We start from the raw sequence: 14,832 nt of genomic DNA on the forward strand, positions 1-14,832 counted from the left end.
GACGACCCGCCCGCCTCCTCTGATCGGTAAAGAATCCGTTCGACTTGGACTGCTTTGGGCGGCGATAATTCGCCACGAATGTGTTTCCTCCCCCGTCCCCGCAACCAGGCTGCCTTGCCCGTGTCCCGATCGGATACCGGTCAATTACTCTTCCAGAACGGGGGCATTGACCAGGCCACTGATGGACCGGCCTGCATCGACGTCGGACAAGAGGGGGGAGTCATGGAGTACGTCGGGGAAAGACCGGCCGTACGCCTCAATGTGCTGGGCGCGCTGGAGTGCTGGGCCGGGGACAGCCGCGTCTCCCTGGGCGGCACCAAGGCCGAACGTGTCCTCGGCTTCCTGCTGCTGTCCCACAACCGCGCGGTTCCGGTCGCGCGGCTCGTCGAAGCCGTGTGGAGCACCGAACCGCCGTCCACCGCCGCCCACCAGATACGCAAGACCATCTCCACCCTGCGCCGTACCCTCCCGGGCGGCGCCGACCTGCTGCGGACCGACGGAGCCGGCTACCGGGCGGTGGTCACCGCCGACCAGCTCGACCTCAGGGAGTTCGAGGAACTGCTGCGCTCGGCCACCGAGTCCCACACGGCCGGCCGGCAGAAGGACGCCGCCGCCGAACTGCGCGCCGCCCTCGACCTGTGGCGCGGCCCGGTGCTGGACGGCCTCGACGGCGAGACGATCGACATCCCGGTGAACGTCCTGACGGAGATGCGCCTGGCCGCCGTCGAGCACTACGCCCGGCTGCGCCTCGACACGGGCGGCCTCGACGGCCTGGCCCCCTACCTCAGAGAACACGTCGACGCCCACCCGCTGCGCGAGTCCCTGCGCGAACTGCTGATGACCGCCCTGTACCGCACCGGCCGGCACGCCGACGCGCTGGAGGAGTACGCCCTGGTACGGCGGCTGCTCGTGGAGGAACTGGGCGCCGACCCCAGCCCGCAGCTCGCCAAGCTGCACGAGGCGATCCTCCGGCAGAGCCCGGAACTCTCCGAGGCGCCCGCCACCCCGCGACTGCACGGCCCCGTACCGGAGCCCGGCACCGTCCGCTGCACCCTGCCCTACGACCTGCCGGACTTCACGGGCCGTCAGGACACCGTCCGCCGGATCCTCGCGGCCGTCGCCGACGGCCGCCGGATCATCACCATCGACGGCATGGGCGGCAGCGGGAAGACGGCGCTCGCGGTGCACATCGCCAACCGGCTCGCCGAGCGCTACCCCGACGGCCAGCTCTTCCTCGACCTTCTCGGCTTCACCCCGGGCCAGACGCCGCTGCACCCGCTGGAGGCGCTCGACCACCTGCTGCGCAGCCTGGGCGTGCCCAGCGACCGAATACCGGAGAGCCTGCCCGAACGCCGGGCGCTGTGGCGCTCGGTGACCGCGAACCGGCGGCTGCTGCTGGTGCTCGACAACGTCCGGGACTGCGCCCAGGTCGAGCCGCTGCTGCTCGGCACCGAGGACTCGGCGACGATCGTCACGAGCCGCACCCGGCTGGTGGAGATCGACGGCGCGGAGTGGTTCTCCGTCGGCAGTCTGTCGATGGAGGACAGCATGGAGCTGCTCGGCCGGGTGCTGGGCGAGGACCGCGACGACGTCGAGGCCCGGACCCTGCTGGCCGGCATGTGCGCGGGTCTGCCGCTGGCGCTGCGTATCGTCTCCGCACGGCTGCGCAACCGCCCGCAGTGGACCGTGCGTTACCTGGTGGACCGGATGCGGTCGGAGGCCCGGACCCTCACCGAGCTGCGGGTGGGCGAGCGCAGCGTCGCGGCCAGCCTCCAGCTGTCGTACCGGGCGATGAGCGAATCCCAGCGGGCTGCCTTCCGGCTGCTCGGCTGGCACCCGGGCGCCGACTTCGACGTGCACAGCGCGGCCGCCCTGCTGGGCACGGACGCGCAGGAGGCCGAGGCGGTCCTGGAGGAGCTGCTGGACGCCAACCTCCTCGAACAGCACACCCTGGGCCGCTACACGCTGCACGACCTGGTGCGCTGGTTCGCCCGCGACCTGCGCGGCGGCACCCTCGCCGACCGGGAGGAGGACAGTGTCCAGCGGCTCCTCGACCACTATCTGCTGACCCTGGAACGCGCCTGCGACCTGCTCTTCCCCGGCCGCACCCGGCACCCCGTCACGCTGCCCGAGGAGACCGCCTCGCTGCCCGTGCTCGACTCCGAACGCGCGGCGCTGCGCTGGCTGGACGCCGAGTACCCGGCGCTGCGCGACGCCGCCCAGCTCGCCTTCGACGTCGGCCTCGACCTGCACGCCGCCTATCTGCCCCGGGGCCTGGCCTTCTACCTCAACCTGCGCGGCTGGTGGACGGAGTTCCGGGATGTGCAGGTGCTCGCGGTGCGGGCCGCGCGCAGGCTGGACGATCCGCTGCTGCTGCGCATCAGCCTGACCAACCTGGGCCTCGCGCTGTGGAAGATGGGCGATCTGCGCGGCTGCCTGGTCCAGCTCGACGAGGCACTGGCCATGGCCGAACGGGAGGGCGAACCGCGCGGTGTCGCCGCCTGCCTCGGCCGGATCGGCATGTGCTACTCCAGCCTGGGCCAGTACGAGGACGCCCTGCGGCATCTGGACCGTGCCCTCGCCCTGAACCGGGAGCACGCCCTGCGCCGAGAGGAGGCCGAGGCGCTCGCCAACCGCAGTTCCGCGCTGAACTGTCTGGGCCGGTACGCCGAGGCGGCCGAGACCGCCCTGCGCGCCGTACGTCTGGACCGGCTGCTCGGCGAACGGGACCACGAGCTCTACGCCCGCACCGAACTCGCCGTGGCCCACCTCGGCATGGGCCGTCCCGACCGGGCGGTACGCGAACTCGCCGACCTGGCCGCCGAGTCCGACGGCTTCCGCCAGCCCGGCACCGTCGGCCTGATGCTCGCCTACCGGGCCGAGGCCTACCAGCGGCTCGGCCGCGCCGCGGACGCGGACGCCTGCACCGCCCAGGCACGGAAACTGGTCGAGGTCAGCGGTGCCATCCGGCGCGCGGAGACGGAGAACGTCCTCGGCCGGATACACCGCCGCCGCCACGACCACACGGCGGCGCTGCGCCTGCACCGCAGCGCCTACGAACGTTCCGCCGCCATGGATCTACGCGTGGAGATGGCGCGGGCGCAGGCTGGAGTGGCGGCGGTGGCCCAGGCCATGGGTGACCCGGAGACCGCGGCCGAGGCGCACGCGGCGGCCCGGGACCTGTTCGACGCCATCGGCGTCCCGGAGGACTGCCGATGGCCGGACTGACGCACCTGGCTACTCCCCGGCCGGGCGCCGCTCCACGAAATTGGGCCCCGCGTCGGACCCGTTGCGCATACGCATGCGAACTGACTGCACTGACTGCTTCCCCATTGGTGTTGCCCCCCTCGCTCGCGGCTTGCTCGATCCTTGCTCGCTCCCTGCGATCGCGCCACTACTCTGGTCGATCACGTTCCCGTTCGGTTCCCAGACTGCCGTACCGTTCGGATCCAGCCGGGGACCGCTCAGGGCCGAGGAGACCGAGGAGGCGCGGATGCGCGACGACCCGTCCCAGGACGCGATCCTGGCGGCGCTGGCCCCGGTCGTCGAGGGCCTGGCCGCGACCTTCGGTCCGACCTGCGAGGTCGTCCTGCACGACTACCGGCGGGGCGAGCGCTCGGTGGTGGCCGTCTCCGGCGAGGTGACCGGCCGCCGGGTGGGCGGAGCGCTCAGCGAGATCGGTCTCGCCATGCTCGCCCGGGGCGCCGACGCGGCCAACGACCTCAACTACGTCACCCGCACCTCCGACGGACGCGTCGTCAAGTCCTCCACCATGCCGCTGCGCGACGCCCGCGGCGAACTGTTCGGCGCCCTGTGCGTCAACATCGACGTGACCGCGCTGCGCCGGGCCGGCGACATCCTCACCGCGCTGTCCGGCTCCGGCCCGGTGGAACTGCCCAGGACGACCTTCGCCCACGAGTTCGACGACGTGGTCGACGCCGTGATCCGCACCCGGGAACTGTCCCTCGGCAAGCCGCTCCCGGCCCTCACCCGCACCGAACGCCTGGCCCTGATCGGTTCCCTCGACGAACGCGGCATCTTCAGGGTCCGCGGCGCGGCCTCCCGGGTGGCCGAACGCCTGGGAATGTCCCGTTCCGGGCTGTACGCGGATCTCGCGGTGGTCAGGAAGGGAACGGAAGAGACCTCCTGAGCGAGCGGGTCCCGCTCGGCCCCCGGATTTATCCACCCGCAATTGTCGCTGTCATGCCATACGCTGCGTGCGCCCGGTGAGCACCGGGCTTCTTCCATGGGGGTGGATCACTGTGCGCAGGCGCAGCATCGCGACCGCGACGGCACTCGCGGTCGTTCTCGGTTCAGCGGCTCTGGTGGCGGGTGTGGCGGGTCCGGCGGCGGCCGACTCCGCGAGGATCCTGCCGGTGAAGTCGGTCGGCGACATGGTCGTGGACGGCGCCCACCAGCGGGTCTACCTCTCCGACCCGGCGAGCGGCCAGATCGTCGTCACCGACTACGCGGGCACCGTCAAGGCGACGCTGACCGGCCTCCCGGGAGTGAAGGGCCTCGCGCTGTCCGCCGACTCCGGGCAGGTGTACGCGGCCGTGAAGGACGCCGGGCGGATCGTCTCGGTGGAGACCGCGACGTACACCCAGTCCGCGAGCTACCCGGTCGGCGCCGCTCCCGGCGACCTCGAAGTGGTCGACGGCCGGGTCTGGTTCGGCTACGGCACCGACATCGGCTCGCTCGACGTCTCCGGCGCCGAACCCGTCGTCCACCTCGCCCAGCGGGGCGACGTCGGCTTCTTCGGCTCCGACGGCCCGTTCCTGGCCTCCGACCCGGCCGTCCCGGGCGTCCTGGTGGCGGGCGAGGGCGGCGACCTCGCCGTGTACGACGTCTCGGCCGACGGGGCCGAGCTGCGCACCAAGGGCAGCATGGACACCTCCGTGAAGCAGCTGGACCTGACGCCCGACGGCAGCCGGGTCCTCACCTCGTGGGGCGACCCCGACTTCGGCTACGGCATCGGCGCCTACTCGGCCACCGACCTCTCCAAGGCGGCGGGTTACGCCATCGACGCGTACCCGAACGCCGTGCGGGTCGCGTCCGACGGCAGCGTCGCGGGCGGCAGCTTCTCCTGGTACGAACCCGACGTGCACGTGTACCGGCCGGCCGGAACGGCGCCGGTGCGGCAGTACGACTTCCCCAACACCGGTGACAGCAGCGGCGCCGACACCCTCGTCGACGGAGCTCTCGCCTGGGCGCCGGACGCGAGCCGGGTCTTCGCCGTCTCGGTGAACACCCGCGAGGTCTTCACCCTGCGCACCCTGACCGACCCCACCAAGGAGCTGCCCGCCCTGACGGTGTCGGCCCCCGCCAAGGCGGAACGCGCCAAGAAGCTCACCGTCACCGGCAGGCTGACCGCGCAGACGCCCGTCGCCGCGGGTACCGCCCTGAAGGTGACCCGCACGGACGTCGAGTCGCCGCGGGGCAGGGCGCTGGCCGCCGTCAGGACCGGGGCGGACGGCACCTTCTCCTTCACGGACACCCCGCCCGCCGGCGGCAAGGTCACCTACCGGGTCCTCTACCCGGGCGACGCCACCCACGCCCCCGCCTCCGGCGCCGACGTGGTGACGGTCTCGCGCAAGGCGGCCGCGCTCACCCTGAACAACAACGGCAAGCTGTACGCGTACGGCAAGCACGTGACGTTCACCGCGCACCTCGGCACGACCTACAAGAACCGCACCGTCGCCCTCTACGCGGACCCCTTCGGCTCCGACAAGCCGAGGAAGCTGCTGAAGACGGCCAAGGTCAACTCCAGCGGGAACCTGTCGGCGACCGTCGAGATGACCCGTGACACCGACGTCACCGCCGTCTTCGCGGGCGACGGACGCTACGCCGCCAGGACCGTGAAGGCGACCGGGTACGCACAGGCCAGGATCTCCACCGCCGTCTCGAAGCACTACCGGACGGGCCGCATCGGCTCCACGACGTACTACTACTTCCACAAGAACACCGACCCGCTGTTCACCACGACCATGAACTACTACAGCGGCCGCAAGCAGCGCTTCCAGCTCCAGGTGTACTACCGGGGCTCCTGGTACGACAGCGGCTCCGAGTACTTCGCCCTGGCCTCCAACGGCAGGTCGGGGGTGACCCTGGAGGCACCGGGCAGGTCCGGCATCCGCGCCCGCATGCGCTCGTCGTACATCGACGGCTCCTCCGGCGACACCGTGAACTCCACCACCCACGGCGCCTGGAAGTACTTCACCTTCACCCGCTGAGCCCGGCCCGACCCGGCGCGTCCCGTCCCGATGCCGATACCGGAACACACGGTTCCGTGACCCAGATCACGCCCCCCATGTGCAGCGTGGGGGGCGTGCCAGTGCCTTCTACAGGGTGTAGGCGACCGGCGAGAACAGGGACAGTGCGGATGGAGCAGGGCCGAGCCCGTGAGTTCGACGAGTTCGTTGCTGCCCGCTGGCCGGTGCTGGTCCACCTGGCCCGGCTGCTCGTCGGAGGGGACCGGCACCGGGCCGAGGACCTCCTGCAGGAGTCCCTGGTCAAGCTCTGGTTCGTATGGCCCAAGGTCGCGGACGAGGCGCCCGAGCCGTACGTCCGCAAGGTGATGGTGCGCGCGGCGGCACGCTCCGGACAGCGCCGCTGGTGGGGCGAACGCCCCGTCGAGCGGCTGCCCGAGGCGGCGATGGCCGGCGACGTGTCCGCGGACGTGGCGGAACGCTCCCGGCTGGAGGCCGCGCTGGCCCGGTTGTCGCCGAAGCAGCGGGTGGCGGTGGTGCTGCGCTACTACCAGGACCTCCCCGAGGGACAGGTGGCGGCGGCGCTCGGATGCCCGGTGGGCACGGCCCGGTCCCATGCCGCACGCGGCGTGGCGCGGCTGAGGCAGCTCCTGGTCGATGTGGCCGACACGAACGAGCCGGCGCTGTGAAGGAGAACCCCATGGATCACTTCGAGCGGCAGCTGACGCGGATGATGCGGGACTCCGAGGCACCCGCACCGTTCGAGCCGCAGCACCGGGAACGCATCTGGGAGGGGGTGCGTGTCCGCCGCCGCAGACGAGCCGCACGGCGTGCCGTCGGCTCCGTCCTGGTCGTCGCCGGTCTCGGCGCCGGGCTGTACCTGGTGCCCGGCCACCACACCCGGGTCGAGCCGAGCGGGCCACGCCCGCTGCCCGCCACGAACCCGTCCCCGAACCCCTCTCCGCCCCCGTCCCGTTCGCCCTCGGCCTCCGCCCCGCCGTCCGCCCCGGCCACCTCTGCCACGTCGTACGCCCCGGGCACCTCGCCCACGCCCACGCCCCCCGCCACCGGGCTTCCGCCGGGGGCCACGGGCGACCCGGCGACCTCGGCCCCGCCACCGCCGTCGAGCACGGCGACCGCGCGGAACGCGCCGTAGGTCATGAACGCCGCAGGTCATGGACGCCGCAGGTCATGGACAAGGACAGAACATGAGAAACCGACGGTCGCCCGAGCTGACGGAGCCGGTGCCGACGCACCGTACGGACCCCGTCCTCGACGTGGTCGTGCCCGTGTTCAACGAGGAGCGGGACCTGGAGCCGAGCGTCCGGCGGCTCCACGCCCATCTGCGCGCGACCTTCCCCCATCCGTTCCGCATCACCATCGCCGACAACGCCAGCACGGACAGCACTCCGCGGATCGCCGCCCGGCTGACCGACGAACTGCCCGAGGCACACTGGCTCCGGCTGGACGAGAAGGGCCGCGGCCGGGCGCTGCGCACCGCCTGGACCCGCTCACCGGCGCCCGTGCTCGCCTACATGGACGTGGACCTGTCCACCGATCTGGCGGCGCTGTCGCCGCTCGTGGCCCCGCTGCTCTCCGGTCACTCCGAGATGGCCATCGGCACCCGCCTGGCCCCCGGCTCCCGGGTGGTACGCGGCCTCAAGCGGGAGATCATCTCCCGTTGCTACAACGCCCTCCTGCGCTCCGTGCTCGCCGTGCGTTTCACCGACGCCCAGTGCGGATTCAAGGCGGTACGGCGTGACGTGGCCGAGCGGCTGCTGCCGCTCGTGCGCGACTCCGAGTGGTTCTTCGACACCGAACTGCTGGTGACCGCCGAGCGTGCCGGGCTGCGCATCCACGAGGTGCCGGTCGACTGGGTGGACGACCCCGACAGCCGCGTCGACATCCTCGCCACCGCACTGGCCGACCTGCGCGGCGTGGCCAGACTGCTGGCCACGCCACCGCCGGCCGGCGCGCTCCGCGACGGCCACGCACCCGACCGGCGCCTCGCCGCCGCGGGAACCGCGGTGGCCGCACGCGTCCTCGCCCACCTTCCCCTCTACGCGGCACTGCGCCCGTCGGCGGGACCCCAGGCCGCCAACGGGCTCGCGCTGCTGGTCTGCGCCGGTGTGCTGCGCCACCGGGGCAGCGGCCCGCTCGGCCTCCTGACCGGCCTGGCGCTCACCGCCGGATCGCTCGTCGTCCTGCACCACGCGGCGCCCTCGGCCGGGTACGCCGCCGAACTCGCCGTACTCCTCGCCGCCAACCTGGCGCCGCTGCTGCGGTTCCCGCTCCTTCGGGCCTTGGGAGCCTGCCGGGCCTTCCGGGCACCCCGGGTCCTGCGGGAGCGGGTGTCCCGCATATGACCGGAACCGCAGCCCGTACGACCGTGACGGGCCGGACCGTGACGGGCCGGACCGCGACGGGTCCGACCGTGACCGACACGACCGTGACCGGCCCCCCGACCGACACCCCGTACCGGCACGCGCGGCGCTACGGCCCCGTACTGGCCGTGTACGGCACGCTCAAGCTCATCGGCTTCGCCGCCTTCATGTGGCTGCTGCACTCCGCCGGGGACTACCGCACGAAGCCCTCTCGCTTCGGCGGCGGCGCCCATCCGTGGGACGTCCTCGCCAGCTGGGACGGCTGGTGGTACCAGCAGATCGCCGCACACGGGTACGACCCCCAGCTGATCCCGATCCCCGGCGCCACCGGACCGATCACGCTCGAAGGCAACTCGGCGGCGTTCTTCCCGCTCTACCCCGCGCTGACGCGGCTGGTCTCCGAGCTCACCGGCCTCGGCCTGTACGGCGCGGGCATGCTGGTCTCCGTCGTCGCGTCCCTCGCCGCCGCCCTGGGCATCTACGCCGTCACCGAACGCCTCGCCGACCGCCGGGCCGGGCTGGCCGCGGCCGGACTCTGGGCCGTCTGGCCCGGCTCCGGCGTGGAGTGGGCGGTCTACTCCGACTCGCTCTACGTGGCCCTGGCCGCCTGGGCCTGCCACGCCGTGTTGAGCCGCCGCTGGCTCACCGCCGGTCTCCTCACCTGTGTGGCCGGGCTCAACCGGCCCACCGCGGCGGCACTGATCGCCGCCGTGGGCGTGGCGGCCCTGCTCGCGCTGCACCGCCGCCGGGACGGCGTCCTGCGCCCGCTGGCCGCGATGGCCGTCGCCCCCCTCGGCCTGCTCGCCTATCTCGTCTGGGTGGGTCACCGCATGGGCGACTACGGCGGCTACTTCAAGCTCCAGTCCGGTGCCTGGGCCCACGAGTGGGACTACGGCCGGCAGACCCTGGACGTCCTCACCTCCGTCCCGGTGGGCCACTCCGACTACCTCTTCGCCTGGCCCTTCGCGGACATGATCGGCGTGGGCGTCGTACTGCTCGCGTTCGCGACCCTCCCGCTGCTGATCCGGCGGCGCCCCCCGGCCGTACTGCTGGTCTACACCGTCCTCACCCTGATCCTGGTCCTGGGCAGCCAGCAGATATTCGGCAACGTCTCCCGCTATCTGCTCCCCCTCTTCCCGCTGTTCCTCCCGCTGGCCGTCGCCCTGCGCCGGCTGAGCCTGCCCCTCCAGCTCACGCTGCTGGGCATCGCCGCCCTGGCGTCCGGCTCGTACGCGGGCTACGGCCTCTTCGAACTCGGCGTCCCGTAACCGGCGTCCCGCGACCGGCCGCCCAGGAAGGGATGCCCGATGACCACGACCGAGCACGCTCCCGCCCGGAGCCCGAGTTCCTCGCGGAGCCCGAGTTCCGTGCGGATCCCGGGTTCCCTGCGGATTCCTGGCGCCCTGCGGATCCCGGCCCCCGTGCGGAACCGGCTGACCCCCACGGACCTCGGGGCGCTCCGCCTCTACCTGTTCACGCGCCTGGGCCTGTGGCTCGTCGCCTACTGCACCGCCTGGCTGCTGCCCCCCGGGTCCGACACGAAGCACCCCGCCTCCTGGCTGTCCCGCTGGGAGCAGTGGGACTGGACGCACTACCGGCACATAGCCGAGTACGGCTACTTCGGCCCCTTCCCGGGAGTCGCCCCGGCGTCCGACAACCGGGTGGCCTTCTTCCCCGGCTTCCCGCTCCTGCTGCGCGCCGTGCACACCCTCACCGGCGAATGGGTGGTGGCCGGTCTGCTGATCTCCCTGGTGAGCGGTGCGGTGGCCGTCGTGGCCCTGGCCAGGATCGCCGGACTGGACCGGCCGGACAGCGCCCTGGCCGGCCGGCGGGCCACGGCCTTCCTGCTGCTGTCGCCCGCCGCGGTGTTCCTGGCGGCCGGCTACACCGAATCCCTCTTCCTGGCGTTCGCCCTGCCCGCGTGGCTGGCGGCGAAGAACCGCCGCTGGGCGGTGGCGGGCGTTCTCACCGCCCTGGCCACCGCCACCCGGATCAGCGGCCTGTTCCTGGCCGCCGCGATCGCGCTCGAGTGCGTCCTGGCCGCCCGGGGCGGGCACCGCGGACGCGGCCTGTGGCGTTCCCTGCCCTGGTGCGCCCTGCCCGCCGTACCCGCCGCCGCCTACACGCTCTACCTGTATGCGAACACCGGCGACTGGATGGCCTGGAAGCACGCGGAGGAACGCGGCTGGTACCGCGACTTCCACACACCCGCCGAAGCGTTCCGGAACACCTGGAACAGCGCCTTCCACCACCTCCAGACCACCGGCTACGCCTGGGAGTTCCAGCTGGAGCTGGTCGCGATGACGGTGGGTGTCCTGCTGCTGGGATCCCTCCTGCTGCGCCGCCGCTGGCCGGAGGCCGTATACATCGCACTCAACCTCTGGGCCCTCGGAACGTCGTACTGGTACCAGTCCATCCCCCGCGCCACCCTCCTCTGGTGGCCCCTGTGGACCGGCCTCGCCCACTGGAGCCTGCGCCGCCCGTGGGTGAAGGAGGCCTATGTCGCGGTGGTGGCCCCCCTGATGGTGATCCTCGCGGTGACGTTCACCTCGGGCCGCTGGACCGGCTGAGGCGATCCGCGCGGCGTGCCGTCAGCGCGCTGCGAAGGTCGCTTCCAGGCCCTTGTCGAACGGGGTGGCGGTCCAGCCGAGGCGGGTGCGGGCGGCGGTGGCGTCGGGAACCGAGTGCGAGCGCAGGAAGTGCAGCACGCCGGACGCCAGCAGCGGCGGGCGCCGGGTGATCCGGGAGACGCCTTCGCCCACCGCGGCCACCGTGCGGGCGAGCGGTGCGGGCATGGTCGGCGGGACCTTGGCTCCGGGGACCGCGGCCGCCACGGCCCGGGCGACTTCACGCATCGTCAGGTAGGTGTCGGACAGGATCCACCGCGAGCCGACCGGCGCGCCCGCCGCGAGAAGCTGGCCCTCGGCCACGTCCTCGGCGAAGACGACCGGCATGCCGCCGGGCGGCAGCATCGGCACCTGGTTGCGGGCCAGTTGCGCCAGTGCGAGGTTCAGTGTCGCGTCGGCGCGACCCGGCCCGTACACCGCGGAGGGGTGCACGAACCGCGCGGGCAGACCGCGTTCGGCGACGGCGGCGGCGACCAGGCGGTCGGCGTCCTGCTTGGTGCGTTCGTAGGCGGTGGCCAGCGGCCGGCTCTCCAGCCGCGACTCGTCGAACGGGCGGCCCGGAGCGCGCTCGAAGACGTCGATGGTGCTGGTGTGCACGAAGCACTCCACGCCGGCGGCGAGCGCCGCCTCCACCAGGTGCCGGGTGCCCTGGACGTTGACCCGGTCGAACACCGACGGGTCCGCCAGCCACTGCTCGGCGAGCCCGGCGGTGTGGAACACCGTGTCGCATCCTTCGAGCGCCGACCTCAGCGAGGCCGGGTCGGTGAGGTCGCCCCGTACCGGGACCACTCCCGCGGGCAGCGTGTGCCCGGCGCCGTCCGGCGAGCGCAACAGTGCGACCACGCGGTGGCCCGCCGCGGCGAGCCGGTGGACCAGCGGCCCTCCCACCGTTCCGGTGGCTCCGGTGACCAGGACCTGTCGCACAACTGCCCCCTCGGCGTCCCACAGCATCGTGTCGCCGATTGTCACCACGGCTTACCGGCCGGGCACACACCCCGGAACGCACCGGTTGCCGCCGGGCAGCCCACGCGGCGACAACCGGAGGAGCAGGCCGTACCGGCCTCGTGCGGTTCGCGGCTCACTGCCGAACCGCGGGTCCCCACGGGACGCGGCGGTTGGCGTGTCCGGCCCGCTCACAGGACGGGTGCCACGTTCTCGGCCCGCCAACCCGTGAACCGGGCACGAGTCGCCCGCGACCCAGGGTTCACCAGCCGAGCGAGCCCTCGTCGGCCCGGGTGTCCTCGGTCGGCGGCACCGGGCGCGCGTCGTGGCAGGTGAAGCCGAGGCGGGTCAGTGCCCGGCGCATCTCGCCGGAGGTGAAGTCGCGGCGGTTCTGCCGGGTGATCACCTCACCGACCTGCATCACGGAGTACACACGGCGGCCGATCGTCACGGACACGCCGGTGAAGGGTTCGGGAGTGATACCGCTCATCGACTGCTCGACCTCGCTCTTGACCAGGTCGAAGGGGAATCGGGCGATGACACAGCGCATGGATGCCTCCGCAGGGGACGGGGTGGTGGTCAGCCGGCGAGAGCGAGGACGCCCAGGGCGTACCCGTGCTCGTCGATCACGGGAGAAGCGTTCAGTGTGCGGCCCCGCATGGCGTCCTCGGCCTCGCCGAGGGCGGTCACGGAGGAGGTGAACGGTCCGCGGTCCAGCGGGATGTCCCGCAGCCGGGTCCGGTCGCTGTACCAGGAGCCGCCGCGGTGTGCGGAGAGCTGGTCCCGGGTGACCAGTCCCGTGCACCGCCCGTCCTCGTCCCGGAGGAGCAGGTGGGGGACGCGGGCGCCGATGAGTACGGAGAGAGCCACGTCGACCGCCATGTGGTCGTCGACCTGCGGTCCGGGAGCGAGCATGGCGTCGCGGGCGGTCAGACCGGTGCCGCCGACACCGTGGGCCTGTCGTGGTCGGAGCGTGAACGGGGTCAAGGGCTTCTCCTCTTCGTCGGGGCGGTCAGGACGGGCGATGTGCCGTCCTGACCGCTGGGAGCGCGTCCCCGTGTTCGGGCTACGGGTTGTTCCGTGGGGCGGAGCGACGTCCTCGCGCGGCGGTCCGGCCGTTTCCGCCCTGGTCGGCGGCGGTCCGGCCGCTCCCGTCACGGCCGCCCGAGCGGCGCCTGCGGCCCCGGCCGGAGGGTGATCCACTGCCCTCGCGCTGCTCGGTGACCGGCACGGTGAGGGTGACGGGCACGCCGGAGGGGGTCCGGGCACCGGTGATGCGGTGCAGTTCCTCCTCGCCCGGACGGATCCGGGTGCTGCTCGCGGTGATGCCGGCGTCGGCCATCAGACGGTCCACCGCGCGCCGCTGGTGCGGCAGCACGAGAGTGACGACGGTGCCGGACTCGCCGGCCCGGGCGGTACGCCCACCGCGGTGGAGGTAGTCCTTGTGGTCGCCGGGAGGGTCGACGTTGACGACGAGGTCGAGGTCGTCGACGTGGATGCCGCGGGCGGCGACGTTGGTGGCCACCAGGACGGTGACGTGTCCGTCCTTGAACTGGGCGAGGGTCCGGTTGCGCTGCGGCTGCGACTTGCCGCCGTGCAGGGCCGAGGCGCGCACTCCGACGGACAGCAGGCGCTTGGCCAGCCGGTCCGCCGCGTGCTTGGTGTCCAGGAACATGATCACTCGCCCGTCACGGGCGGCGATCTCGGTCACCGCGGTGTCCTTGTCGGCGTCGTGCAGGTGCAGCAGATGGTGCTCCATGGTGGTGACGGCGCCCGCGACCGGGTCGGCCGAGTGCACGACCGGGTCGTTGAGGTACCGGCGCACCAGGAGGTCGATGTTGCGGTCCAGGGTGGCCGAGAACAGCAACCGCTGCCCACCGGTGGGGATTTGGTCGAGCAGCGCGGTCACCTGGGGCATGAAGCCCATGTCGGCCATCTGGTCGGCCTCGTCGAGGACGGTGACGGCGACCTGGTCCAGCAGGCAGTTCCGGCGCTCGATGAGGTCCTTGAGGCGGCCGGGCGTCGCGACGACGACCTCGGCGCCGCCGCGCAGTGCGCTCGCCTGACGGCCGATCGACATGCCGCCCACCACGGTGGCGAGCCGCAACCGCAGGGCGCGTGCGTAGGGCGTCAGCGCGTCGGTGACCTGCTGGGCGAGTTCCCGGGTCGGTACGAGGACGAGGGCGAGCGGGCACAGGGGCTGAGCGCGCTGCCCCGCCAGTCGGGCCAGCATCGGCAGCCCGAAGGCGAGCGTCTTGCCCGAGCCGGTACGGCCCCGGCCCAGGACGTCCCGGCCGGCCAGCGCGTTCGGCAGCGTGGCTGCCTGGATCGGGAACGGCACGGCCAGGCCCTCGGCGCGGAGCGCGGCGAGCAGCTGTTCGGGCATGTCGAGTTCGGCGAACGTCTCGACCGCCGGCAGCGGCTCGGTGAGGGTGACGGGCAGGGCGAACTCCTGCGGGCGCGGGGCGGAGCGGGCGCGCTGGCCGCTCTTACGCTCCTGCGTCCGGAAGCGGCTGCCACGGGCGGAGCCCGTCGAGCCCGTCGTGCGCGTGGAATTGCGGTCCGTTCGGAGGCGGCCGGAACTGCCGCCGGTTCGGCGGGTGCGGTTCATGGGGGAACCTTCCTCGATGCGGCGTATCGAGGAATTCGTCCAGCGGCGGGCGGGCCGTG

The 14,832-nt window shown here is 72.8% G+C and carries 12 protein-coding genes; 8 read left to right on the top strand and 4 right to left on the bottom strand.

The features are described from left to right. The first annotated feature begins 222 nt into the window (after positions 1 to 222). The 8 genes from ACIPK3_RS10775 (at position 223) to ACIPK3_RS10810 (ending at position 11,163) form a co-directional block, all read left to right on the top strand. A complete protein-coding gene (locus ACIPK3_RS10775; protein WP_402568224.1) occupies positions 223 to 3,228 on the top strand; it encodes a BTAD domain-containing putative transcriptional regulator in 3,006 nt (1,001 codons plus the stop codon). Positions 3,229 to 3,493: 265 nt separating this feature from the next. Then, complete coding sequence (locus tag ACIPK3_RS10780; protein ID WP_402568225.1) at positions 3,494 to 4,150, top strand: transcriptional regulator; 657 nt, start codon at positions 3,494 to 3,496, stop codon at positions 4,148 to 4,150. 112 nt (positions 4,151 to 4,262) lie between these two features. Then, entirely contained in the window at positions 4,263 to 6,233 is a 1,971-nt protein-coding gene (locus ACIPK3_RS10785; RefSeq protein ID WP_402568227.1) for a YncE family protein, read from the top strand. A 149-nt stretch (positions 6,234 to 6,382) separates the two neighbouring features. Beyond that, positions 6,383 to 6,898: a SigE family RNA polymerase sigma factor gene (locus tag ACIPK3_RS10790; RefSeq protein WP_402568229.1), complete on the top strand. Its 516-nt coding sequence runs from the start codon at positions 6,383 to 6,385 to the stop codon at positions 6,896 to 6,898. Positions 6,899 to 6,909: 11 nt separating this feature from the next. Beyond that, positions 6,910 to 7,365 (top strand): hypothetical protein, encoded by a 456-nt coding sequence (locus ACIPK3_RS10795; RefSeq protein ID WP_402568230.1) that lies wholly within the window; start codon positions 6,910 to 6,912, stop codon positions 7,363 to 7,365. A 52-nt stretch (positions 7,366 to 7,417) separates the two neighbouring features. Then, positions 7,418 to 8,575 (top strand): dolichyl-phosphate beta-glucosyltransferase, encoded by a 1,158-nt coding sequence (locus tag ACIPK3_RS10800; protein ID WP_402568231.1) that lies wholly within the window; start codon positions 7,418 to 7,420, stop codon positions 8,573 to 8,575. Continuing rightward, complete coding sequence (locus ACIPK3_RS10805; RefSeq protein ID WP_402568232.1) at positions 8,572 to 9,861, top strand: glycosyltransferase family 39 protein; 1,290 nt, start codon at positions 8,572 to 8,574, stop codon at positions 9,859 to 9,861. Before ACIPK3_RS10800 ends, ACIPK3_RS10805 begins: the two co-directional genes overlap by 4 nt. A 39-nt stretch (positions 9,862 to 9,900) precedes the next feature. Further along, positions 9,901 to 11,163, top strand: coding sequence for a mannosyltransferase family protein (locus ACIPK3_RS10810; RefSeq protein ID WP_402568234.1), 1,263 nt, complete (start codon positions 9,901 to 9,903; stop codon positions 11,161 to 11,163). A gap of 21 nt (positions 11,164 to 11,184) precedes the next feature. Here the strand turns inward: ACIPK3_RS10810 and ACIPK3_RS10815 are convergent, their stop codons facing one another. From ACIPK3_RS10815 to ACIPK3_RS10830, 4 genes are all read right to left on the bottom strand, one after another. Continuing rightward, positions 11,185 to 12,189, bottom strand: a complete 1,005-nt coding sequence (locus tag ACIPK3_RS10815) for an NAD-dependent epimerase/dehydratase family protein (protein ID WP_402568236.1) — start codon at positions 12,187 to 12,189, stop codon at positions 11,185 to 11,187. Positions 12,190 to 12,424: 235 nt separating this feature from the next. Further along, positions 12,425 to 12,712 carry an SCO5918 family protein gene (locus ACIPK3_RS10820; protein WP_402568238.1) on the bottom strand — a complete coding sequence of 96 codons (288 nt, stop codon included), beginning with the start codon at positions 12,710 to 12,712 and terminating at the stop codon, positions 12,425 to 12,427. Between the two features lie 29 nt (positions 12,713 to 12,741). Beyond that, positions 12,742 to 13,077, bottom strand: a complete 336-nt coding sequence (locus ACIPK3_RS10825) for a hypothetical protein (RefSeq protein ID WP_402568665.1) — start codon at positions 13,075 to 13,077, stop codon at positions 12,742 to 12,744. Between the two features lie 151 nt (positions 13,078 to 13,228). Next, on the bottom strand, positions 13,229 to 14,773 hold the full coding sequence (locus tag ACIPK3_RS10830; protein ID WP_402568239.1) for a DEAD/DEAH box helicase: 1,545 nt from the start codon (positions 14,771 to 14,773) through the stop codon (positions 13,229 to 13,231). Between the last annotated feature and the right edge of the window lie 59 nt (positions 14,774 to 14,832).

Origin of the sequence: Streptomyces sp. NPDC086787 (assembly GCF_044745865.1) — a bacterium.
GTDB lineage: Bacteria > Actinomycetota > Actinomycetes > Streptomycetales > Streptomycetaceae > Streptomyces.